This window comes from Dyadobacter sp. (assembly GCF_017744695.1).
GTDB lineage: Bacteria > Bacteroidota > Bacteroidia > Cytophagales > Spirosomataceae > Dyadobacter.
In genome coordinates this window covers 1,852,395-1,876,796 of sequence record NZ_JAGIAS010000001.1, presented here as the reverse complement: position 1 = coordinate 1,876,796, position 24,402 = coordinate 1,852,395, and the positions used below count along the sequence as shown (strand labels likewise).

Genomic DNA, 24,402 nt, shown 5'->3' with positions numbered 1-24,402 from the left:
AAATTTTAAGTGATGGTAATTACTTGTCGAGCACTTCTCGAAAAACTGCTTCTGCGCCGGGGTGGCCCGATGCGATAACCTTTATGAGGTCTTCGCCGTAGTATTGAACTGGCATTATGCTTTTAAAAGAAACTTCGCTCAAAAGTCCTTCTTCGGTTAACTTTTTGAAGACCTCGATCAGGTCTTGGCTGGTTAGGTGGAACGTCTGTCTATCCATATGAGATGAGGTTTAGTAGAATCCTGTCCACGTACAGTCGTGGCAATCTTCTGGCCAAATCCGATTCCAGGCTTTCGCTTTCAGGCGCTTGAAGCGTTCCTTATAGTTCGGAAAATACCCCACAAACGGGTACAGTTTGTGAACCCACCCGTATGAATATCGGGCATGGTGAATGCGGTGGATGCCAGTAATTAGCTGCAACCACCTGAATGATCTTGCTTTCATTTTCTAAGAAATGGACAGGAATCTAAATATCAATAAATTGGCAATGGCATCTCTTCAAGCGGCCGCCAGTGCGAATAGGTCCGCTCATAATAATCGTTTTTCGGGTCAAAAACGGTAATCTTCCCGACGTAGTGTTTCCCTGCTTGCATTGCGTGGACTTCCTGGTTCTTCAATGGCTTGTCTTTATCAAATCGGTACCATCCATTGTTATCCTCAATCCCCACCAACCCGACCGGTCGCCAATAAACGTCACGTCCTTCTTTCTTGATTTGGACCTGCTGCTCTGAAAATCCATAGGACGCCCAATTCAAACTCACGTTAGGCCCGAACTCACATATCATTGCCCAACCGTCACGGGTTACAGCCGGAAGCTTGCCCCATGCGGCTCCGTATGCGTTCACAATGGCTTGCTGCCGCGGAGTCAATTCTGTATCCATAGCGAGCGATAATTAAGCAGCCGATTTCTCCCCATTGATTTGAATATTCGTCGTTTGGAGCTCGTCGGAGACATCAACAAGGAAATTCACAAGTGAATGTGCATAATCAACCTTGGCAAGGCAGTCCTCCAAGGACGGAGCGTCGACAAGGTTAGAATTACGAAGCTCTTGATACATGTAGGCGCTTGCCAGGTCGTTCAGTATTTTGGTGGCCTCGCCGGCGCCCTCGTGCCCAATGAAACGTTGGCAAATTTTTGCCAGTTCAGAATTCGGGACAGGCAGGGCCTCCGGCAACTCGCGCGGATACAGAACCCTTTTAGCGTAGTGCTCTCGCCAAGCGACCTCCCAATCATCAATGTCCGGGCTGTTGCTTTCGAACGCGCTCATATCCTGGTGATATCCCAACTCAGCTAAGAAGCACTTCGCCTTAAACCCGGTCTGCTTGGCTTCATTCGCGGCATGGGTAAGAGAGGCTACCTGGTCAGCGAGCCCGCTCGCTTTCCGTTTCCAATAATTGATGTCGTTTTCCTTGTCGAGGCCAACTTGCGAAGGTACCCCGGGTTGTAAAGTGTTCATTTCAGATAAAAGCGGTTAAGGTTAACTGAATGCTTTTTTGGGTTCGATTCGACCCTTCTCAATGAATTCGTTAAGGTCGCCAATTTTGTAGTACACGTAGTGCCCGCGCTTGTAATGTCGGAGCTTCTTTTTGGCGGTATAAGCCCGGACAGTTGGTATTGCTACGCCGAGGATACCTGCGGCCTCCTCAATACGCACGAACTCGAATTTGCTTAGTCCATGTTCATTCAGGCTTCCTTCAATCGCCTTGTCAAGGCGCCGGCCCAGGTCGTCCAGCCGGTCGAAAAGTGGTTGATACGGATGTTCCATCGGTTATGTTGGTTCTTGATGCACAGATTTTTAGGTGTGACGAGGTGATTATAAGAGACATTGCGCATTATAGATAGCCAGTACCCTTAATTAGACCGAAATGAGGGATTCCAATTCAGCTATGGCCGCTTGCGTTAATACTTTTTGTTTTTTTTGAAGCTCCTCGAATTCCCGGATAATTGAAGCTGCGGTCTTAAAGAATAGAGCTAAATCGTTATCAGAGGGCTTAGAAATCCCTCTTCTCCAATTAGATACGACTGTTCTAGACTTACCGAGTTGTTCGTAAAATTTTGCGTTTGCGCCTGGCAAAGTATTGATCTTTGTGATCGCATTGCCAAGAAGAGTTTCGATACTTGTTGCCACGGTTTGCATTTACGTCTAATAGTTTACTATTTACCATTAAATAACTACATTTAGGATACTAAATGCATACAAATTACATTTGACGCGTCATTTAGTACATCAAATGTAGTGTACATTTTTACATCAAAGCAACTGTTTGCGCAATAATTTTATAGAAATGTTTGAGAGATTTTCACAATACCTTGACTATAAGGGAATTACTGCTTATGTCGTTGAAAACGAAATAGGCCTATCTAGAGGAGCATTGTACAAGTCTATTAGACTGAATTCCAATATAAGCTCAGCAGTTCTTGCAAAGATTGCAGTACAGTACCCAGATTTAAACATCATTTGGCTACTTACTGGCAAGGGCGGAATGACAAATAGCTCACAGACCTCTCTCCCTTTCAATCCTGACGGAACCCCCCTGGCTGGCGGAGAACAATCTTTATTGAGCGCCGGTCCAGATCAAGATAAAAACAACAATTGGTCAGCGGCCGGGTTTGAATTGATAAAACGCGAAAACTCAACAGAATTCTGGGGGTTCCGGGGAGGCGTGGACAGATATTTAATTACCACCCCTTTGATGTACATCAGTCGTGATTATGGGTATGACTATTACGCGGAGGTTTGGGACGACTTAGAGGAAATTGACCTTTTCGCCCGCCATGCGGTGGCCGTGGAATCTGTCAAATTCGGGTTATACAGGTCCTTTTATGTCAACGATAGTGGGCTAAATTCCAATGACGAGGACGATCTTAGAATTGGAGACATTGTAACTGGCATCCGAATAGAGCCAAAAAACAGACGTATAGGCCTTTCCACGGCGCACCTCGCCATTATAACAGCCAAACAAGGCGTTTTTGTTAGAAAAATAAAGAATCTTAATATTTCCGCCAGTGAGGTAGAGCTAGCCTCGACACATCCCGATCAATCGAAGTTTCCTGCCATCACTTTACCCTTCACTGACATCTTTGAAATTTACGAAATTGTAGCCATTACAAGATATCGAAATCCAGGGGCCCAACTTCCTCTAAATTTTACTTAGTAAACCGAAAAACCCCATTGGGTACAGGCCGCAACTCTGCCAGTGAATTAATTGCAGAATTTGACAAATTTAAGGAAATCTACTATGTTAAGGCTCGAACAGAACCCCTTGACTAACACAATGAACACCTCTTCCAATCAGCCCGATAAACACAAGTGGTACAACCAGATATGGTTAGTTGTATTGCTTGTTTTTGTCTTCCCTCCCGCAGGATTCTACGGACTCTATAAAATGCGAGTATTACCAGAGTCAATTAGGGCTTTGATTGGCATTGCTTATATCGCTATTCTGGTCTGGGTCGCATCAAAAAACCAACAATCTCCTTACCAATTTTCAGACAGCGGGAGCAAGGCACCCATTAGTAATGCTGGACTTGATACCACAATCTCCGCCGCCGATACAACACTCCTTGAAATAAGCGACTGGCTGTATAGTGATGATGTTGACAGAATGACATCGAAGAAGAGGTATTTTGCAAACACGTTCGCGACAGAGGAGATTAATTTTGACTTCCCATACGACGGCGGAACTACCTTCGGATTAATCGTGAGACATTCCGACGGCCAAAACGACGTAATGCTTAGATGCGATAAGTGTCAGTTTATTTACAGAATCGGAGAGGCGAATCGACTTAAAGTAAAGTTTGATGAGGGAGCGCCCGAGACCTTCGTTTTTCACGAGACCGATAATGGTAGTTCGGAATTAATATTCATCGCCTCAGCCGACGAATTTATTAGCCGTATGAAGAAATCTAAGCATTTGCTGATCGGAGCGGAATTCTATGAAGCGGGAACAAAGTATATTGATTTTGATATATCAGGCCTTAAATGGGATCATTAAAACAAATATGCAGCACACAGGCCCGGCACACGTCGGGCTTTTTTGTTTTAGCTCAATCACTGTTAGTTGCACTGTTAGTAAAAGAAAAAGGACTTAGCAATTCGATGCTAAGTCCTTGATTTTGAGAGTGGGCCCACCTGGGATCGAACCAGGCACCTACTGATTATGAGTCAGTTGCTCTAACCGAATGAGCTATAGGCCCTTTTTTGTGATCTGCTTCGAGTTTGATACTTACTGATTATGAGTCAGTTGTCCTAAGCGATCGGTTATATGGTTTGTGAGCTATTTACTCATTCTCAAACCTCGTTTGGAGTGCAAAATTAGCGAATCGGTTCAATTCTCCAAATGAAAGCAACAAGATTAGCTTCTTTTGTCCGTTGGTTGTTTATTACTTTTGCCAAAAAATCGATTTTGAATAAAAGGAAAATCATCAACGATCCGGTCTACGGATTTATATCCATCGCGTCGGATCTGCTTTACGATCTGGTCGATCATCCTTACTTTCAGCGGCTCAGGAGGATCAGGCAGCTCGGCCTGGCCGATATCGTTTATCCCGGCGCTTTACACACACGTTTCCATCATGCGCTCGGCGCCATGCACCTCATGAGCCAGGCGTTACGGACTCTGCAGGAAAAGGGCCATATGATCTGGGAGCCTGAATCGGAGGGGGCGCAGGCGGCGATCCTGCTGCACGACCTGGGGCACGGGCCGTTTTCGCACGTCCTGGAAAGTGTGGTGCTTCCCGGTGTCCCACATGAAGCGATTACGCTGGTGATGATGAAGGACCTCAACCGACAGTTGAACGGCCGGCTCGATATCGCGATCCAGATGTTCGAAGGGAAGTATCCGCGCAAGTTTTACCACCAGATGATTTCCAGCCAGCTGGATATGGATCGGATGGACTACCTGAACCGCGACAGCTTCTACACGGGGGTCATCGAAGGGTCCATCGGCGCCGATCGCCTGATCAAAATGCTGGATATCAGCCATGACCAGCTGGTGGTGGAGGAAAAAGGGCTTTTGAGCATCGAAAACTTCCTGCATGCACGCAGGCTGATGTACTGGCAGGTGTACCTGCATAAGACGCTCCTGAGCGCGCAGGCGATGCTCACGCAGATCATGCACCGCGCCCGCGAACTGGCGGCGGCAGGAGAGCCGCTTTTCGCCACACCCGATTTTGCTCGCTTCCTTTACAACCGGTTTACTCTCGCGGATTTTGATAATGAACCCGATTTGCTGGCGGCATTCAACGGATTGGATGATAACGACGTATGGGCATCTGTAAAAGGATGGAAAACCCATCCGGACCCTGTTTTATCGACGTTATGTCAAATGCTATTGGATCGGAACCTGTTCAAAATCAGTTTTTTCAGTGAGCCGCCGGGGGAAGAGGCATTAGCGCCGCTTCGCGAGCGACTCACGGCACGCGGGATCTCCGAAACGGATATGAAATATTTCCTGATCACGGGCGAAACAACCAATTGGGCCTACGCGAAAGAACAGGACCCGATCCGCGTGAAAATGAAAAAAGGGAATTTACTGGATATAGCCGATGCGTCCGACATTCCGACCATCGAAGCCCTCACTAAGATTGTACGCAAGTACTATGTATGTTGGGGTAAAAATGTATCTTTGCGTGGTTAATCAGGATCCAAAAAAGAAGGCAGAATTAATAATTTTTACAACGTAGTCGAATACTATTACCCGAAATTAGCCGATAAAATATGAAATTTACTGTCAGCGAGATTGCTCAGATGCTGAATGGAACTGTTGTTGGAAATGATCAGATTACAATTAGTTCGGCTGCAAAAATTGAAGAGGGCCTGCCGGGTTGTATATCTTTTCTGGCCAATAGCAAATATGAGCATTATATCTACTCCACACAGTCTTCGGCAGTAATTGTCAATAAAGATTTTGTCCCCAAAAAAGATATTGCAGCGACGTTGATCTACGTCGATAATGCCTATACCGCCTTCACGATCCTGCTGGAGGAATATCAGAAACGCCTCGCCGGCATCAAGTCGGGGGTGGAGCAGCCGAGTTTCATCGGAGAGAACAGCCAGACGGGAGAGAACTGTTACCGAGGCGCATTTTCCTATATCGGGAAAAATTGCGTGATTGGAAAAGAAGTGAAGATTTACCCGCAGGCCTGGTTGGGCGACGGGGTTGAGGTAGGCGATTATTCGGTGATCCATCCCGGTGTGAAGATCTACGACAACACGGTGATCGGTAAGAATGTGACCATTTTTGCCAACACGGTAATCGGCAGCGACGGCTTCGGCTTCGCTCCACAGGCCGATGGCAGTTACAAGACGATCCCGCAGCTGGGAAATGTGGTAATAGAGGATAATGTGAGCATCGGTTCCAACACGACGATCGACTGTGCGACGATGGGCTCGACCATTATCCGCCGGGGAGCGAAAATAGATAACCTGGTTCAGATCGCACATAATGTAGAGATTGGAAAAAATACCGTAATTGCGGCCCAGTCGGGAGTGTCCGGTTCTACCACTGTGGGCGATCAATGTGTGATTGCCGGTCAGGTTGGTTTGGTTGGCCATATTACGGTAGCAAACAATACGAAGATCGGAGCTCAGAGCGGGCTTGGCAAATCCATTAAAAAGGAAGGCCTGTCGCTATCGGGCTCCCCCGCCAGGGACCTGAACGAACATTTACGGTCCATGGCTTTGGTGCGTAGGCTGCCTGAGCTGGAAGAACGGCTGAAAGACCTGGAACGCAAGCAGGAAACGTCTGATTTTCAGTAATAACAGCATGTCCGGACGCACCTTATTTAGAAAAGGAAATAGATATAATGAACGAAAAACAACAAACCATTTCTAAGTCTGTATCCGTAACTGGAGTGGGTTTACATACCGGTGTTGTCGCTACGATGACATTCGTGCCGGCGCCAGCCAACCACGGGTACAAGTTTCAACGTGTTGATTTACCCGACCAGCCCATTGTAGATGCAGATGTCGATAATGTAGTGGATCTTTCCCGCGGTACTACCATCGAGCAGAACGGCGCGCGGATCCATACGGTTGAGCACACACTTGCCGCGCTGGTAGGTTTGCAGATCGATAACGTGCTGATCCAGCTCGACGGACCCGAACCGCCGATCATGGACGGCAGCTCCATCAAATTCGTGGATGCGTTGCTCGATGCAGGTATCGAGGAACAAAACGCCTACCGCAATTATTTCGAAGTTCCGGAATACGTACATTATAAGAATAAGGATAAAGATACCGAGCTGGTGGCACTACCGCTTTCGGACTACCGCCTCACGGTCATGGTGGATTATAACTCTACCGTGATCAGCAGCCAGCACGCTTCTCTGAACGATATCACGCTTTTCAAAGACGATATCGCATCGTGCCGTACATTCGTGTTCCTACACGAGCTGGAAGCACTTTACAAGCAGAACCTCATCAAAGGCGGCGACCTTACGAATGCGATCGTGATCGTGGACCGCGAGGTGAAGGATGGTGAGCTGGACCATTTGTCTCAGCTTTTGAACAAGCCGAAAGTCAGTGTCGACAAATCCAAAGGTATCCTCAACAATGTGGACCTGCATTATTCCAATGAAATGGCACGCCACAAGCTGCTCGACCTCATTGGTGACCTTGCGCTGGTAGGTCGGCCGATCAAGGCGCAGATCCTTGCGGCACGTCCGGGACACGCTGCGAATGTGGCTCTGGCTAAAAAGATCAAAAAACTGATCAAATCGGGAAAAGGAGATATCCCGCAATACGATCCCAACAAAGCACCTGTATTCGATATTAACCAGATAGGTCAGCTGCTCGCGCACCGCTATCCGTTCCAGATGATCGACAAGATCATCGCGCTCGACGAAAACAGCGTGGTAGGGGTGAAGAATGTGACGATCAACGAACAATTTTTTCTGGGGCACTTTCCGGGTAACCCGGTAATGCCTGGCGTCCTGCAATTGGAAGCAATGGCGCAAACGGGTGGAATCCTGGTACTTTCCAGCGTTCCCGATCCGGACAATTATTGGCCGTACCTCATCGGAATCGATGCCTGCCGTTTCCGCCGCAATGTTTTTCCGGGGGATACAGTTATTTTTAAATGTGAATTCACTTCGCCGATGAAGAGGGGGATAGTTAAAATGAGCGGCCGGGGATATGTAGCCGGACAGCTGGTGTGTGAAGCGGATATGATAGCAAGCCTGGTAAAGAAAAAATGACTCAATCATTAGCATATATCCATCCTGACGCTAAGATTGCTCAGAATGTAGAGATTGAACCCTTTGCCATGATCCATGCCGATGTTGAGATCGGGGAAGGATCGTGGATAGGATCACACGCTGTAATCAATTCGGGTGCGCGTATTGGTAAAAATTGTAAGATATATCCCGGTGCCGTCGTTTCGGCTACGCCCCAGGATTTGAAATACAATAATGAATACACCCTGACGGTGGTCGGCGACAATACGACGATCCGCGAATATGCGACGATCAGCCGTGGTACCGAGGAGCATTGGAAAACAGTGGTGGGTTCCGATTGTCTGATCATGGCTTATGCGCACGTGGCACACGATTGCCGCGTTGGGAACAACGTCATCATCGGTAATAATGTACAAATGGCAGGGCACGTCCATGTGGGCGACTGGGCTATTGTAAGTGCATTGAGTGCGGTGCATCAGTTCGTCAAGATCGGTATCCACGCATTTGTATCGGGTGCTTCGCTGGTGCGGAAGGATGTTCCTCCGTTTACCAAAGCCGCACGCGAGCCTATTTCTTACGTGGGTATCAACTCCGTAGGGCTGCGCAGAAGAGGCTTTACCAATGAGCAGATTATCGACATTCAGAATATCTACCGTTTCGTGTACATGAAGGGCCTCAATAATGCGGAAGCGCTTCAAAAGATCGAACTCGAAATGGCGCCTTCGGACGAACGCGACGAAATCATCAATTTTATCCGCAACTCGGAAAGAGGGATTATGAAAAGCCCGTTCCAGACAACCGGAGCGAGCGAAACAGAAGCGCAATCGTGATGTTTTGGGCGATTAAGCTGTAAGCAATAAGCCGTAGGCCGTAAGCAAGATGTGGTTTGTGGTTCTGAAGATTTCAATTACAATGCAAAAGCTCCGCTGATAACGGAGCTTTTTTGCTATTCGAGGACCATGAGCTGGTCGCCAATCTTCAATTCTCCGAAATTCTGCACCGTTACATTCTGGCCGAAGAGTATCTTGTTGCCGTTCCGCCGGTAGCTTGCCAGGGTTTTGAGCGGCTCGGCGCCTTTTTCGGCGGTTTCGGGATTAATGGTCGTGAGCACGCAGCGCGCGCATGGTTTGACCACTTCGAAATGGAGGTCGCCAATAGTAATGCGCTTCCATTGATCTTCCGCAAATGGTTCGGTGCCGCTGATGACGAAATTAGGCCGGAAACGCCTCATTTCGATCGGCTCGGCCAAACGGCCGTTCAGATCGTCGAGGGAAGCCTGTGAAATGACCAGGTAAGGAAAGCCATCCGCAAAACTTACGTTTTCGTTGTGCCGCGCATAGCGTGGATCCGCCTTCCTTTCTGTCGAATCGGGCATTACTACCAACCGAAGGTTCATATCAAGCTGCCGGGTAAGCCATGCGTCGGCTTCGTCGGAGACTGTGAGCGCTTCCGCGGTATCGTCCCATACTTGCACGGTCACAGGTAGTGCGGTGACCGGTTGGTAAGGAACGAGTACAAAATCCGTCGGGTCGGCACGGAGGTATATTTTCAATCCTCCTTCTGTTAATGCGACGTCGATCAGCGCCATTTTCAAATGTTCGCGCTGCGTGATGAACACGTTTTCTTCATCAATGATCATCCAGCGGCGATCATATTGAAGCCCTCTTTCTTCTGTTAATGCTTTGGTGAGCCTGATCCCGCCGAGGGATTTTACAGGATAAACCCAGATTTCTGACAATGTCATGGCCATGATTATTGGATGGTCAGCTTACGTATACGCTGGTTAGCTGAATCTGTAACAAAAAGATTTCCGTCTTTGTCCAAAGTACATCCCTGCGGATGCTTAAAAAGTGCATGATCACCGGTTCCTTCCCGATAACCCTCCGTCCCGCCCTTGCCTGCGAGCGTCGTTACGTACCCGTCGGGGTACACGAGGCGGATACAGTGGTTCCACAGGTCGTTCACATAGAGGTTCCCGAGTTTGTCGATCTGGATATTGCAAGGTTGGTTAAACATCGCCTGCCCGGCTTCGCCGTCGTGGTAGCCGGCCTGGGTAGGTGTCCCTGCAAATGTGACGACCATGCCGTCGGGGGTGATCTTGCGAATACAATGGTTGTGTTTGTCAGCGACGAAAATGTTGCCGTTTGCATCAAAGTTCAGATAAGCCGGCATGTAAAACTTTGCTTCCCTGAGTTTACCGTTGGCATAGCCGGGCGTGCTGCCGGCGAAAGTACTGACTTGTCCTTCCGAAAGTTTTCTGATCAGCCCGTTCCCGGTATCGCAAATCCAGAGCGTGCCTGTTTTGTCCAGTTTTATACCATAGGGCTCATTGAATTGGGCGGATGCCAGCCCGCCGTCGGCAGATCCGGGACGGGATGGCTCCCCTGCGACGGTGGTGAGTGTGCCGTTCGCGAATATTTTACGGATAGCATTGTTTTTATGGTCGGCTACGAATATCGACCCGTCGGGTGCGAGCTCGATGCCGATCGGGAACTTCATCAAACCCTCGTTGCCTTTGCCGTCTTTGAATCCCCCACTCGCCGCACCCGCAACAGTGGAAGTGCTGCCGTCGGTTTCGATGCGCCTGACCATGCAGTTACCGAGGTCGGCAGCGAACATAACGCCCTTGCTATCCATGGCAATGTTGTATAACGTCCCGAATTTGGACTTTTCGGGTGGGCCATCTGCAAAGCCGCCGGCCCCGCTGCCTGAGAAGTAGCTCGTGGTGGCTGTGTAGAGATAGCGGAATGCTGTCGCAGAAGTGACTTTTTTGCTATTTACCGTGAGTTCCAACTTTCCTAAACCACATTTATCGGGAACCACCGCGGTTATTTCAGTATCGGTAACAGCATTGATTGTCGCTTTCAAACCATTGATTTGAAGCGAAACCTTCGACAGATCATTACTGAAATACTTGCCCTGAATTCGGATGACAGTACCTTTTTGGCCTGAAAGAGGGGAGAAACTGGTGAGTTCGGGAGGCTTGTTACCGCCGGTAGCAGGAGGGTTCGGCGTCGTCGAGTCGCCGCATGACAACCAGATCGCGGAAGCGATCGCGAGTGCCGATAGCACGAACGTTCTCACGGGTTGACGACAAATCGGGTGGTAACCTGCTGTTGCTGCGACTCCACTTGAAGCACATAAGTGCCAGCAGGGAGTTTGGAAACATCCAGTTCCGTTTTTCCGTTTACCCGTCTTTTTTCGCGGATAACCGTGCGGCCGGTCATATCGGTAACCGTTAATTGGGCATTTTGCAAGGTCGATGTTCCTTCAATCTGCATTCTGCCCCTAATAGGGTTCGGGTATACGGTGAAAATGCCGTGTGCGGGTTTCACCGCTGTGACGACTTCTTTGGGAAAAGTGATTTCCCAAATCTGGCCCTGGCCTTCGAGCACATATAACTTATTGTCGACGATGGTCGCATCCGTCGGCTGGAAAAAATCGGAGGCGATGCGGTAGGCGTTCAGGGTATAGTCATCGCCGGCCGTATTTTTCTTCAGATCGAGCATGAGCAAGTCCTGTCCGGGGTCCTGCATCGGTCCGTAAGTAGCGGAGCCCTCCTGGAAATTCAGCACAAACCCTTTGCCTTTGTATTCCCCGCCAAAGGCTGATTTTGTATCAAAAACGAGTCCTAGCGGCGATCTGTGGGCCGTGAATGTGCTGATTGTCTTACCGGTTTCGCTCGCGTCCATCACTTTCCCCGTGGCCGGATCGCGGTACATATCGGCGTCCGGACCGGCATTTTGGATTGGTTTGCGAAAAATCAGGTTTTGGGGTTTTTGGGGATATTGCGGATCGTCATGAAACGCGCCGATCTGGTAAGCGGTATAATTGCGGTTGATTAGCTTGTCGTCCGCCGGCTTGTATCCGGCAAATTGCATAGGCGTATCGTTTCCGCCCATTTCCCAGGGAAAACCATAATGTGCACCCGGCCTTATCCAGTTCATTTCTTCGGGATCGTCGCGGTCGCCGGAGTTTTCGACGCTGAACAAGTCGCCGTTGGCAGCAAATGCGAGGCTGAAAGCATTCCGCACCCCGCGCACGTGAACGTAAGGCGCGAGCGCGGCCGAGTCCTTAGGCAGTTGCAGGTTTTCGGTATTGGCGGGTATTTTGAAGATACAGGCTGTCAATGGAACTTCGCGCAGGTCGGGGTAAAGGCCCTCATTATCCTTCACCTCGCCGTGATCGGTGCGCGAGCCGCTGGCGATGTACATATCCTTGCCGTCGGGCGAGAAACAGATGGCGCTGAATGCGTGATCGAAAAGCGTTTTGGAAGAGGCGTGTTCGGCGGTTCTGAAGATTTCAGTCCAAACCGGCTTACCGCCGGTCAACCGGGCTTTCACCGCCTTCCCGTAGCCTGAAACGCCTTGCGCAACGACCACATTACCGGCCAGGTAAACGCTGCCTTCGTGTAGCGCAAGCCCTTGCAGGTAGTTAATGCCGTGATCCTGTGCCGAAGTCAGTCTTTGGATGCTGTAATTCCCTGATCCGTTCGGGGTCAGGTGAAACAGGTCGCCATTCCAGGCGATGGTATAAAACGATTGATCGGAAGCGTCGTACGCGATCCTGGTTTGGGTGTCAGTGCTGTCGATCCGGAAGAATGGCCTGATCGTCAGGTCACTGCGGAGCGTGCGCGCTTGTTGTGCGAGCAGCGGACCGATTGGCGGCAGGATTGAAAGAAAAAGAATGCTCAGGCAAAAATGTTTCATACAATCCCTTCCAGATTAGTAATACCTCAAAACTCCATCCTCGCAAGCGGGCTGACAGTCTGGTCGCAGAAATCGCCCGCCTCGAATTTGTAATGCGCCGCAATCGCGATCATGGCCGCATTATCCGTACAATATTCGAAAGCAGGAATATACACATTCCAGCCCAGCTGTTCGCCGAGTTCCTGCAACGATTTGCGCAAACCTGAGTTAGCGGAAACACCGCCGGCGATCGCAATTTCCTTAATACCCGTTTCGCGGGATGCTTTTTTTAGTTTTTTAAGGAGAATATCAATTAAAGTAAACTGAATGCTGGCACAAATGTCGGCTATGTTTTCCTTGATGAAATCCGGATTCTGGCGGACCTGTTTTTGGAGGAAATACAAAAACGAAGTTTTAATCCCACTGAATGAAAAATCCAGCCCGGGTATTTCCGGAAGCGGAAATGGGAAGGCTTGGGGATTCCCCTGCGCGGCATATTTGTCGATCAGCGGGCCGCCCGGATAGGGCAGGTCGAGGAGCTTGGCCGTTTTATCAAAAGCCTCACCCACTGCGTCATCGCGCGTTTCGCCGATAATTTCCATCTCGAGCGGGCCGGTGACTTTTACGATTTGGGTATGTCCACCGCTCACGGTAAGGCAAAGGAAAGGGAATGCAGGCTTGGGCGTATCTATGAAATGCGCGAGCACGTGCGCCTGCATGTGATTGATCTCGATCAGCGGGATATCCAATCCGAGCGCCATGGACTTTGCGAACGAAGTACCTACCAGCAAAGCGCCCAGTAAACCAGGCCCCTTGGTAAAAGCAATGGCATCCAGGTCTTTTTTTGCTATTTTTGCATCATTCAATGCTTTGTCCACCACCGGCAGAATGTGTTGCTGATGCGCTCTCGAAGCCAGTTCGGGAACGACGCCGCCGTACTGGGTGTGGATGAGTTGCGTAGCAACAACATTGGAGCGGATATTCCCGTTTGTTATAACAGCTGCGGAGGTTTCGTCACACGACGATTCAATGGCGAGGATATTCATACTGTGGAAAATATTCGCAAAATTAAGCATTAACAATAAGATAAGCAGTATCCCGCTGCGAAGCTATATATGTTAAAATTCCTGAAGGCGCTTGGTAATGGTCTGATCGTGGTTATCATCTTCGTGCTGCTGGCGCTTGGAATTGCTACCACCGCATTACAGCTTCCTTCGGTGCAAACCTGGGCCGTAGGGTACGTAACGGCCGATATCTCCGCCAAGCTGAATTATCCCATTTCCATTGAAAGGGTTAATATCAAATGGTTCGACGTGGTTTCGCTGGAAGGCGTTTCGGTGAAGGATTCCTCGGGTGCGGACATGATCGATGTCGGTCGCCTGGATGTCAATCTGAATCTTAACAATATTCTCCGCGACTCGGCGAAGGAGATATTTCTGGACGAAGTCAATGTGTACCGGCCTGATGTACACCTGGTCATAGTGCCGAAATCGGGCGACCTCAACATCGACGGCTTCATCGCCCGCATTAACGAGCTCACCGCTCCGGCAGTGCCCAGGCCGCCGAATGCGCCCGAGAACAACACGCCTTTCATCATTGGCAAAGCGAAGGTGATCGACGGTACATTCGGTTACGACGACCCGCGTCAGCCCCGCGATCGCGGTTCACGGGTATTTGACTACTCCCATTTCAGCCTCAAACACCTCTATGGCGAGCTCAGCGATTTCCTCGTTCAGGGAGATACCATTGCATTTCGTGCCAAAAACCTGAAAACGGTCGATAAGCAGACGGGCCTTGAAATGCACGACCTCGACACTAAATTCCTTTTTTGCCAGAAAAAAATGGAATTGAAGGAGCTCGATGCGCACATTGGCAATTCGCATTTGAAAGACGAGGTGATATTCTATTACAACCGGTCGGGCGAGTTGGGCGACTTCAATCACAAGATCCGCATGAAAGGGCACCTCGTCGGTAGCCGGGTGGATTCGCGTGATCTGGGCTTGTTTTCGAGTTACATCGATGGCTTGAATGAAACCTGGATGATATCAGGCGATTTCAATGGGAAGGTCGATGATTTTATGCTTTCCAATACCGACCTGCACTTCGGGAAGAACAGCAGGCTCATTGGCGATATCGGTTTTAAGGGCCTTCCTACGATCGAAGGCGTGCTGATGGACATCCGGTTATCGGTCTCCAAAATAGACCCCGTCGACCTCGTGCAATATTACCCGGAATGGGACATGCACCCCGATTTGCAAAAATTCGGCTATACCCTGCTGGATGGCACATTCAAGGGGACACTGGAAGATTTTGCGGTAAATGCGTCGGCTTCGTCGGAGTTGGGCGAGCTGTCGGGAGATCTGGTGTTCCACATTGCCGACGCCAAAACGACCACCTATTCGGGTGAGGTGAAGACGTCGGCTTTCAATTTAGGGACTTTGCTGGAAGACGAGGACAACTGGCAGGAACTGGATTTTGAAGGGAAGGTATACGGAAAAGGATTGGAACTCTCGGTCGCTTCCGCGGATATGAATGCGCTGGTGCACCGGGTAGGTTTCAGAAATTATGATTATAAAAACATCCGGCTGAGAGGCAATTTGCAGAACCAGTATTTCAATGGGCTGGTGAGCACCCGCGATAGCAACCTGGTGGTTAACCTCGACGGTGAGTTCGATCTTTCGAAGCAGCAAAACATGTTCGACGTCAGAGGGGTGATCGAAAAGGCTAATTTGAAAGAACTCGGTTTCAGCGAAGACCCGATCACGCTCCGCACGCAATTGAATGTGAATGTGACGGGTAACACGGTCGATGAGCTGGTTGGTCATGCCAAATTACTCAATACCTACCTCGTGATGACCAATAAAGAGCGTAACCTTGTCGTGGATACGCTGGTATTGTCTTCCAGGAACCACCTCGGAAAACGGCATCTGCAACTCGACAGCGAGTTCCTGACGGCCAAGGTGGAAGGCAACTTCCTGCCGACACAGGCCTGGAAGGACGTGAGCCAGGTTTTGGAAGAATATAAACTGTATTTCTTTGAAAACGAGGCCAGCCGGAATGAATACTACGCACGGAAGCCATTGAAAATGCTGTCGCGCAGGTACGATATCGACTACTCGGTTCAGACCCATAACCTGTCGAAGTTCCTGGCTTTCCTCAGCCCGGATATTTACATTTCCCGCGGTGCAAAAGCGGAGGGAATTTTTAAAATGGATAACACGGCGGTACTGACATTCAATGCGGTGTCGGATACGGTGAGTTATGGTAAAAACCAGTTTATGAATGCGGAAGTGGATGTTACCACCTCGAAATTCGTAAACAGCGCCGAAGTACTCGCGTCCATTCTTGTGACTTCCGACAAGCAGCAGATCAGCAAAATGGTGCCTACCGAGAAAATGGAGCTGGAAGGGACCTGGGATGTGGACCATATCGATTTCAACGGCGCGATCCATCAGGTTAAAAGTACCAACAGGGCCAACCTGGCGGGTGAGATACGATTCCTGCCGGCTGGTCTGGATATTGGTTTCAAAAACTCCAAACTCAACCTGCTGGATGAAGAATGGAACGTGCCTTCCGAGAGCCTGATTTCGATTGTGGGCGACGATATCACGATGTCGAACCTCGGTTTGGTGAGCGGCAAGCAACGCATTTTCCTCAGCGGAACCGCGTCGGAAGATCCGGAAAAGAGCCTTTTGCTGGATATTAAAAACTTCAAACTCGCCAGCTTGAACCCAGTTTTCACCACCAAGCTATCGGGCATCATGGACGGCTCTGCCAAGGTGAAGGATATTTACAACAGTGCTATGCTCGATGCGAATTTTGCGATCGAAGGCCTTGGGTATGGTCAGTACGAGTTCGGTAACCTGCTGGGGACCGGCGATTGGGACCAGATCACCAGCGAGTTGCAGATCGACGCCCAGCTTAACAAGAATGCACGCCGGGTTTTCAGCCTCGTGGGATCCTATCGCCCAAAACTCGAAACAAACACCCTGAATCTGAAAGCCATTTTCAATCAGGCGGATTTCAAAGCGCTCGAACCTTTCGCGGAAGGACTGGTCTCCGACATCAGCGGGACCGCGCAGGGGGTAGTATCGATAAAGGGGGTGGTCGACGCGCCTGTTTTGGAAGGGTCGCTCACTGTGGATAAAGGCCGGATGAAGTTTGATTACCTGCAATCGGTGTTTACATTCAGCGATAAAATCAATTTCAGTGAAAGCGAGATCACCGGCAATAACATTCTCGTTACCGATTCCGACGGCAATACGGCGACATTGCGCGGCGGGGTTTTTCATGATGGTTTCAAGTATTTCTCGCTCGGGTTCAATGCAGACCTTCGCAATTTCAAAATCCTGAATACCACCGTGAAGGATAATGACATGTTCTACGGAACGGCCTACGTAACCGGTCCTGTGGCGGTGTACGGGCCGATTGATAACCTGAACATCGAGGCCAATGTGACCAGTAACAAAGGCACGCGTATCCATATCCCGCTGGATGGTGCTACCGAAGTGGCCACGCAGGATTATATTCAGTTTGTGAGCAAAATGGTGCCCGCCGACAGTACAACCGGTGCTCCCGCTGTTGATTCCGTAGCCCGCAGCCACATTGCAGGCGGGATCAAAATGGATTTCAACTTCAACCTTACTCCCGACGCGACCTGCGAAATTATCTTCGACCGGCAAACCGGCGACGTGTTGCGCGGAAACGGTAGCGGACGTCTCAACCTGAACATCGATACCCAGGGTGATTTCACCATGGCGGGGACGTACGAGATCGAAAAGGGAGAGTATAATTTTACTTTACAGAATGTCATCAACAAGAAATTCAATATCAAGCCGGGCAGCAGGATCGTCTGGGCGGGTGATCCTTACGGCGCACAGCTCGACGTAAAGGCGGGGTACACCCAAATGGTGTCGCTGGCGGGCGTGCTGCCCAATACCGGGAATCTGGGGAATAACAGCGGGGATGCATTGTCGAGAAGGTATCCCGTGGAGGTGACCATCGGGCTGTCGGAACGGCTGATGTCGCCCACCATCCGGTATGACCTGAAAATCCTCGATAATCCCTCGCTGAGCGCTTACCGGGGCCAGCTGGAAGCATTTCAGAACAAGTTGAAATCAGACGAACAGGAGCTGAGCCGGCAGGTGAGCAGCTTGCTTGTCGTGAACCAGCTATTGCCTGAAAGCAGCCTGGCGACGGTAGGTAGCCAGAACTTTCTCGGAAGCAGCATCAGCGAACTCGTATCGAACCAGATCAGCCGCTGGGCTTCGGGTATCAACGAAAATCTCGAAGTGGGTGTTTCGGGCCTTTCCCTGGACCAGAATGCATTGAATAACTTGCAGCTGCGCTTCTCGTACCGGTTCCTGAACGACCGTTTTCGCGTAACGCGAGACGGCCGGTTTACTTCCGGGACGCAGTCGCAAACGGGTGCCTCTCAATACGATGCTGCGAGCTTGCTCGGTGAGTGGACGTTGGAGTACTGGTTGAATGCCAAAGGTTCGGTGCGGGTGAAGGCCTACAACCGGAATATCCAGAATAACCTGGTGTTCAACAGCGGTACCTTCACGACGGGCGGTGTGAGCATGCAGTTTACCCACAGTTTCAACCGCTTCACCCGTTCGCCTAAACCAGGCGTGCGAATCCCCTTCCTGCCTGCCGATTCTGTCCGCCAGGATGCTCCGCAGGATGCCAAACAGGATACCACAAGAAAGCTGATCTCAGAAAAAGACCCTACACGCTAGCGCCCGCCGCCAGTTCCTGCTTGATCGCGTGAATGCGGTCGTTGAAATGCAGGTGCGGGAAATCGAGGCCCGGTACGCAGGTCGCGCCCAGGTAATCCATTACCTCCTTCGGATGCGGTACACGCTGCCCGGAGGCAATGCTGATATGCTTGGAAGTAGTCCAGAGCACGGTTTTGAGTTCGGTGCGGAGGTCGTTGGTCATGAAATACTCGGTCACCATCGTGTCTTCATTGTAGTAGATCACACGCGAGGTAATGCGTACCCACTCGCTGATGCGCGCGGGCCTTACGTACGCGATCTGGTGCTGGTACACGACCCAGCTCGTACGCAGCTCGCGGAACATTGCCTCAAAACTGAAACCATACAATTTGGAAACCTGGTCTTCCCGCGCATTGAAGAAGTAATCGAAGTATTTGGAGTTGTTCAGATGCATCAGCGGATCGCAATCCTGAAAACGGATGATCACCCTCGATTCCGCCTCGACGGGCATGTCGGATAGTTTGGCAGTAAACAGCATGGTTTTTAATTTATCTTGTTAGCAGTGTCATTCTCCGCGGTACCGCACAGCCAGCCCGCTCAGCATATAGCCTTCCTTATTCACGCTTGTGTAGTATTTGTATTTCACATTGATAATGGCATCGGCGCCAATTTTCTGGGCTTTCATAACCAGCCGTGCGGTCAGGAGCTCTTTTGTTTTGGCGTCGTTTCCGCGGAACATCATCCGCTTGTCCTTGGTTTGGTCGGCCGTCAGCGAATCCTCGCTGCCGATCTCCACCACCGCCAATTCGGAATAGGGACGTTCCAGCGGTTGGTTATCGTACAGGACCTGGATCGGGTATTTGGTATTGGATGAAATGGGGATCCCGTTGCCTGCGCAGGCAGATAGCAGGGCAGCAGCCAGGAAGGAAAACAGGATCGGGGCTTTTTTAATTGTGGTCATTCTCTTTCGATGAGGGACGTGTTTTGAAAATTCATATGCAACCCATACACGCATGATGCGACATTATGTTGCAACGTATATATTTTGCCATTTGTCACCAATCCATTGGTAAATGTGATATTCTGCACTATTTTCAAGGATTATAAATCTAAACTAATTGATTTTAATATGGTCATGAAATCTAGAAGAACAAATTTGTTCAGGCAGGGCTCGCTCGTCGGAATGATGCTTGCTGCGATGCTGGCAATGCCTTCGGAAGCGCAGCAGTTGCCGAAAGGCGTTACGAAAGTGACGTCCGTGGAAGGGATTACGGAATACAATCTCGAGAACGGCCTGAAAGTACTGATGTTCCCCGACCCCTCCAAGCCGACCATCACGGTAAACGTCACCTATCTGGTAGGTTCCCGTCACGAAGGTTACGGAGAAACGGGGATGGCCCACTTGCTCGAACACCTGGTGTTCAAAGGCTCTCCGAAGCATACCAACATTCCACAGGAACTCACCGAGCACGGTGCGCGACCGAACGGTACCACGTGGTATGACCGTACCAATTATTTCGAAACTTTCTCAGCCTCCGACGAAAACCTGAAATGGGCACTCGACCTGGAATCCGACCGGATGGTGAACTCATTTATTGCCAAGAAGGACCTCGACAGCGAATTCAGCGTGGTGCGTAACGAGTTCGAATCGGGCGAAAACAGTCCGTTCCGCGTGTTGATGCAGCGGGTCATTTCGGGAGGTTACCTGTGGCACAACTACGGCAAGTCGACGATCGGTAACCGCTCCGACATCGAGCGCGTACCCATCGAAAACCTGCAAGCATTTTACAAGAGATATTACCAGCCGGATAATGCGGTGCTGACGGTGGCCGGGAAGGTCGACGAGCCTAAAACGCTGGCATTGATCAACGAATATTTTGGTAAAATTCCTAAACCGACCCGTGTCCTTCCACACTCGTATACCGTGGAGCCTACCCAGGACGGCGAACGTTTTGTGGAGTTGAAAAGAACAGGCGATGTGCAAATGCTGATGGCGATGTACCATATTATGCCTGGCTCGCACGCCGATTACCCTGCCATGGAGGTGCTCACGGAAGTGCTTACCACGGAGCCAAACGGAAGGTTGTATAAAAACCTGGTGGACACCAAGAAAGCCTCGTCCCAATTTGGATACACATTCCAGCTGTACGACCCCGGTTTCGTATTGTTCGGGGCTGAAATCCTGAAAGAGAAATCGCTGGATGAAGCGAAAAAAGCATTCACCGCGACGCTGGATTCGACTGCCACGTTCAAACCATCCAAAGAGGATGTGGAAAGGGCCAAAACAACGATTCTCAAAAACTGGGACCTCGAATTCCGGAACTCGGAAAGGGTGGGGTTGAGCATCAGCGAATCCATCGCTACGGGCGACTGGCGTCTGGCATTCCTTTTCCGCGATAATATCCGCAAAGTAACGCCCGAAGACGTAGCCCGGGTCGCACAATATTATTTCAAACCATCGAACCGCACTCTGGGTACATTCATGCCTGAGGCTAACCCGGTAAGGGCCGAAATTCCCGAAGCGCCGAAAGTAGCCGATCTCGTGAAGGACTACAAGGGAGAGGCTGTGGTAGCGGAAGGCGAGGCATTTGACCCTTCGCCGGCCAATGTGGAAAGCCGTACGACGCGGGTCGAGAAAGCGAATACGATTGAAACCGCATTGCTACCTAAAAAGACCCGCGGTAATGTAGTTGCGGCGCGCGTTTTCCTCCGGTTCGGCGACGAGAAGAGCCTGCAAAACAAGGCGACGATCTCCGATCTGACCGGCTCAATGCTTGACAAGGGTACGAAAACCAAAACCCGCCAGCAGGTGAAGGACGAGTTCGACCGTCTGAAAGCACGTGTCAGTTTCTTCGGTAATACCAATCAGGCCGGGGCGAGTATTGAAACAACCAAAGAGAACCTGCCTGCCGTGATGAAACTGGTGGCGGAAGTGTTGAAAACCCCTGCATTCGACGAAAACGAATTCGAAAAACTGAAACAGGAAGAACTGGCGGGCATTGAATCGCAGCGGAGCGAACCGCAGGCCATCGCTTTTAACCAGTACCGCCGCCTTACCTCGCCTTACCCCAAAAGCGACGTACGCTACGTCGGCACGTTCGATGAGGATGTCGAGAGCATTAAGGCTACGACGATTGACCAGATCCGTCAATTCCACAAGGAATTTTATGGGGCTAACAACGCCTCGGCCACCGTGGTGGGCGATTTCGACAAGGATGCGATCCAGAAAATCCTGAACGACGAGTTCGGAAGCTGGAAAAGTGCAAAGCCGTTCACCCGCATTGCTTCGCCTTACCAGGCAGTAAAGGCCGAAAACAAGGCGATCGAGACGCCGGATAAGGCCAACGCGATGTTTGTGGCCGGGTTGAATATGCCATTGCAGGATACCGATCCCGACTATCCGGCATTGATAATGGGTAACTACATGCTCGGCGGAGGCTTCCTGAATTCGCGCCTGGCTACCCGTATTCGTCAGAAGGAAGGGTTGAGCTACGGCGTTGGCTCCCAATTCTCGGCGAGCCCGCTGGACAAGAACGGTACATTTATGTCGTACGCCATTTACGCACCTCAGAATGCGGAGAAACTGGAAGCGGCATTCAAAGAGGAAATCGAGAAGGTGATGAAGGAAGGATTTACGGCCGACGAGTTGAAAGCAGCCAAGTCGGGATACCTGCAATCGCGGCAGGTAGCGCGCTCGCAGGACGCGTCGCTTACCAACACGCTCAGCAGCAACCTTTATTTAAACCGTACCATGCAATGGGATGCCGATTTTGAGAAGAAAATCGAAGCATTGACGCCGGACCAGATCAAGGCTGCATTTAACAAGCATATCGACTACAATAAGCTGGTGATCATCAAAGCCGGTGATTTTGAGAAAGCCAAAAAAGGCGCTCAAACCGGTGGGGCACCTGCACAGCTTGGTGGAAGCGACAAAAAATAAGATTAAAATAAAATTAAGATTCAGGGAACCGGTCGTGAAATGCACGCCGGTTTTCTGCTTTTAAACGTAGTACATCTTTATCTTTGCCGAGTAATATTTACACGGAACCTCACGCTGTCAATAGCATCACAATGAAATTGATCTATCATCCGCTTCTCAGAGTTTTGTTTGCAGGACTCGTTATTGTTCAACCTGTTTTTGCCCAAACCAAAAGTAAAACGGGGGAGACGGCTCCTACGGCGGCAGCCAAACTGGCACGGCCCAAACTGGTAGTAGGCATGGTCGTCGACCAGATGCGCTACGACTACCTGTACCGCTATTATGACAAATACAAGGAGGGTGGTTTGAAAAGGCTTATGAATGAGGGCTTCAACTGCCGCAACAACCATTACCATTATGCATTGACTGTAACAGCGGCCGGGCATTCGGCTGTTTACACCGGCTCGATGCCAGCGATGAACGGTATTGTGGGTAACGACTGGTACGATGTCGCACAAGCCAAAAACGTGTATTGCACGGATGATAATACGGTTGCGACAGTAGGGAGCAGCAATGTAACGGTAGGCAAAATGTCGCCGCGAAACCTGCTGGTTACCACGGTTACCGATCAGCTGCGCATTGCCACCAATTTCCGCTCCAAAACCATCGGCGTAGCGATCAAAGACCGTGCTTCCATTCTGCCGGCCGGTCACTCGGCAACGGGTGCCTACTGGTTTGATTCCAAAACCGGGAATTTCGTGACGAGTACCTATTACACGGATCAACTGCCGCAATGGGTTGCAGATTACAATAACCTGAAAAAGCCTGCCGAATACATGGGTAAAGGCTGGAATACGATGTTGCCTATCGCAGAATATACCCAAAGCTCCCCCGACGATGTGCCCTGGGAAGGCAAACTCTCGACTGCGACGAAGCCGGTGTTCCCGCATGATCTGACAGGCAATGCGGGCGATGCCTATGGCCCGATGACAACTTCGCCATGGGGTAACACGATTACCAAGGAAATGGCCATTGCGGCGATCAAAGGTGAAAACCTGGGCAAAGGTGCCGACACCGACTTCCTCGCGGTAAGTTTTTCTTCTCCCGATCGGATCGGCCATATGTTCGGGCCGAACTCGGTGGAGCAGGAAGACGATTATCTGAAACTGGACCGGGAATTTGCCGATTTCTTTAACTTCCTCGATAGCTGGGCGGGCAAAGGCAATTACACCGTGTTCCTCACTGCCGACCACGGTGCCATGGATGTGCCTGCATTCTGGCAGGAGCATAAGTTGCCTGCGGGGTTGCTGAATGCGACCACCCTGACCCGCACCATCGTGAAAACATTGAATGATGCTTACGGGGAGGCGGAATATGTTTCTGCATTTGAGAACTACCAGCTTTACCTCAACAAGGCGATACTGAAAGAGAAGAAGATCTCCGTGGCGGATGTGTACCAGACATTGCGTGACGCATTGCTGGCCGTGGACGGGGTAGCCGATGTAATCAACCTGCGCGATATGGGCAAGGCGCCATTGAATACCTACCAATTGGAGCTTTTTAAGAACAATATCAATGCCAAACGCAGCGGCGATTTACAAGTATTGCTCCAACCGGGCTGGTTTGCTTCAACTATGAGTACCGGCACCGACCATGGTACTCCCTACAACTACGATACGCACGTGCCGTTCCTGCTGTACGGCTGGGGAATCAACAAGGGCGAGACGCTTCGCCGTACTTCCATCGCCGACATAGCGCCGACCATTTCGGCATTGCTGCACATTCTGCCGCCAAGTGGTAATGTGGGCAACCCGGTGCAGGAAGCATTGAAAAAGTAACCTGAAAAGAGTATTCGCTGCGGGCCATGCCGGGTTCGGACTGTATCCGGCTCCGCAGTT

Annotated in this window: 20 protein-coding genes and 1 tRNA gene; 9 read left to right on the top strand and 12 right to left on the bottom strand. The window is 50.4% G+C overall.

The window, feature by feature from the left end; all coding sequences use genetic code 11:
• Positions 1-19 precede the first annotated feature (19 nt).
• The 5 genes from J7619_RS07495 to J7619_RS07475 form a co-directional block, all read right to left on the bottom strand.
• The gene (locus J7619_RS07495) at positions 20-217 is read right to left on the bottom strand and encodes a hypothetical protein (RefSeq protein ID WP_291196345.1); all 198 of its coding nucleotides are present in this window, start codon (positions 215-217) and stop codon (positions 20-22) included.
• Between the two features lie 254 nt (positions 218-471).
• Positions 472-879 carry a hypothetical protein gene (locus tag J7619_RS07490; protein WP_291196342.1) on the bottom strand — a complete coding sequence of 136 codons (408 nt, stop codon included), beginning with the start codon at positions 877-879 and terminating at the stop codon, positions 472-474.
• Between the two features lie 12 nt (positions 880-891).
• The gene (locus J7619_RS07485; protein WP_291196339.1) at positions 892-1,455 is read right to left on the bottom strand and encodes a hypothetical protein; all 564 of its coding nucleotides are present in this window, start codon (positions 1,453-1,455) and stop codon (positions 892-894) included.
• A 21-nt stretch (positions 1,456-1,476) separates the two neighbouring features.
• Entirely contained in the window at positions 1,477-1,764 is a 288-nt protein-coding gene (locus J7619_RS07480) for a helix-turn-helix domain-containing protein (RefSeq protein ID WP_291196336.1), read from the bottom strand.
• A 90-nt stretch (positions 1,765-1,854) separates the two neighbouring features.
• On the bottom strand, positions 1,855-2,136 hold the full coding sequence (locus tag J7619_RS07475; RefSeq protein WP_291196333.1) for a hypothetical protein: 282 nt from the start codon (positions 2,134-2,136) through the stop codon (positions 1,855-1,857).
• Positions 2,137-2,284: 148 nt separating this feature from the next.
• Here J7619_RS07475 and J7619_RS07470 point away from each other — a divergent pair, with 148 nt between their 5' ends.
• Positions 2,285-3,154 carry a hypothetical protein gene (locus J7619_RS07470; RefSeq protein ID WP_291196330.1) on the top strand — a complete coding sequence of 290 codons (870 nt, stop codon included), beginning with the start codon at positions 2,285-2,287 and terminating at the stop codon, positions 3,152-3,154.
• A 120-nt stretch (positions 3,155-3,274) separates the two neighbouring features.
• Positions 3,275-3,994, top strand: a complete 720-nt coding sequence (locus tag J7619_RS07465) for a hypothetical protein (RefSeq protein ID WP_291196327.1) — start codon at positions 3,275-3,277, stop codon at positions 3,992-3,994.
• 128 nt (positions 3,995-4,122) lie between these two features.
• On the opposite strand, the gene J7619_RS07460 is transcribed toward J7619_RS07465, so the two are convergent.
• A tRNA-Ile gene (locus J7619_RS07460) sits at positions 4,123-4,196 on the bottom strand.
• Positions 4,197-4,402: 206 nt separating this feature from the next.
• Here J7619_RS07460 and J7619_RS07455 point away from each other — a divergent pair.
• From J7619_RS07455 to lpxA, 4 genes are all read left to right on the top strand, one after another.
• Positions 4,403-5,638, top strand: coding sequence for an HD domain-containing protein (locus tag J7619_RS07455; RefSeq protein ID WP_291196528.1), 1,236 nt, complete (start codon positions 4,403-4,405; stop codon positions 5,636-5,638).
• 80 nt (positions 5,639-5,718) lie between these two features.
• On the top strand, positions 5,719-6,759 hold the full coding sequence (gene lpxD, locus J7619_RS07450) for a UDP-3-O-(3-hydroxymyristoyl)glucosamine N-acyltransferase (RefSeq protein WP_291196324.1): 1,041 nt from the start codon (positions 5,719-5,721) through the stop codon (positions 6,757-6,759).
• A gap of 47 nt (positions 6,760-6,806) precedes the next feature.
• On the top strand, positions 6,807-8,198 hold the full coding sequence (locus J7619_RS07445; RefSeq protein ID WP_291196321.1) for a bifunctional UDP-3-O-[3-hydroxymyristoyl] N-acetylglucosamine deacetylase/3-hydroxyacyl-ACP dehydratase: 1,392 nt from the start codon (positions 6,807-6,809) through the stop codon (positions 8,196-8,198).
• A complete protein-coding gene (gene lpxA / locus J7619_RS07440; protein ID WP_291196318.1) occupies positions 8,195-9,007 on the top strand; it encodes an acyl-ACP--UDP-N-acetylglucosamine O-acyltransferase in 813 nt (270 codons plus the stop codon). Before J7619_RS07445 ends, lpxA begins: the two co-directional genes overlap by 4 nt.
• A gap of 116 nt (positions 9,008-9,123) precedes the next feature.
• Here the strand turns inward: lpxA and J7619_RS07435 are convergent, their stop codons facing one another.
• The 4 genes from J7619_RS07435 to tsaD are packed head-to-tail and all read right to left on the bottom strand — an operon-like array spanning position 9,124 to position 13,911.
• Positions 9,124-9,927 (bottom strand): MOSC domain-containing protein, encoded by an 804-nt coding sequence (locus J7619_RS07435; protein WP_291196315.1) that lies wholly within the window; start codon positions 9,925-9,927, stop codon positions 9,124-9,126.
• Positions 9,928-9,929: 2 nt separating this feature from the next.
• Entirely contained in the window at positions 9,930-11,261 is a 1,332-nt protein-coding gene (locus tag J7619_RS07430; RefSeq protein WP_291196312.1) for an IPT/TIG domain-containing protein, read from the bottom strand.
• On the bottom strand, positions 11,258-12,886 hold the full coding sequence (locus J7619_RS07425; protein WP_291196309.1) for a T9SS type A sorting domain-containing protein: 1,629 nt from the start codon (positions 12,884-12,886) through the stop codon (positions 11,258-11,260). Before J7619_RS07425 ends, J7619_RS07430 begins: the two co-directional genes overlap by 4 nt.
• Positions 12,887-12,912: 26 nt before the next feature.
• Positions 12,913-13,911: a tRNA (adenosine(37)-N6)-threonylcarbamoyltransferase complex transferase subunit TsaD gene (gene tsaD / locus J7619_RS07420; RefSeq protein WP_291196306.1), complete on the bottom strand. Its 999-nt coding sequence runs from the start codon at positions 13,909-13,911 to the stop codon at positions 12,913-12,915.
• Between the two features lie 69 nt (positions 13,912-13,980).
• On the opposite strand from tsaD, the gene J7619_RS07415 reads away from it, so the two are divergent.
• Positions 13,981-18,606, top strand: a complete 4,626-nt coding sequence (locus J7619_RS07415) for a translocation/assembly module TamB domain-containing protein (protein WP_291196303.1) — start codon at positions 13,981-13,983, stop codon at positions 18,604-18,606.
• On the opposite strand, the gene J7619_RS07410 is transcribed toward J7619_RS07415, so the two are convergent.
• The gene (locus J7619_RS07410; protein WP_291196299.1) at positions 18,596-19,123 is read right to left on the bottom strand and encodes a thioesterase family protein; all 528 of its coding nucleotides are present in this window, start codon (positions 19,121-19,123) and stop codon (positions 18,596-18,598) included. The genes J7619_RS07415 and J7619_RS07410 overlap by 11 nt on opposite strands.
• Before the next feature lie 27 nt (positions 19,124-19,150).
• Positions 19,151-19,546: a hypothetical protein gene (locus J7619_RS07405; protein WP_291196296.1), complete on the bottom strand. Its 396-nt coding sequence runs from the start codon at positions 19,544-19,546 to the stop codon at positions 19,151-19,153.
• Positions 19,547-19,714: 168 nt separating this feature from the next.
• Between J7619_RS07405 and J7619_RS07400 the strand changes: the two genes are divergently transcribed.
• Both J7619_RS07400 and pafA read left to right on the top strand, forming a co-directional pair.
• Positions 19,715-22,525 carry a pitrilysin family protein gene (locus J7619_RS07400; protein ID WP_291196293.1) on the top strand — a complete coding sequence of 937 codons (2,811 nt, stop codon included), beginning with the start codon at positions 19,715-19,717 and terminating at the stop codon, positions 22,523-22,525.
• Between the two features lie 131 nt (positions 22,526-22,656).
• Complete coding sequence (gene pafA, locus J7619_RS07395) at positions 22,657-24,342, top strand: alkaline phosphatase PafA (protein ID WP_291196290.1); 1,686 nt, start codon at positions 22,657-22,659, stop codon at positions 24,340-24,342.
• Positions 24,343-24,402: the final 60 nt, after the last annotated feature.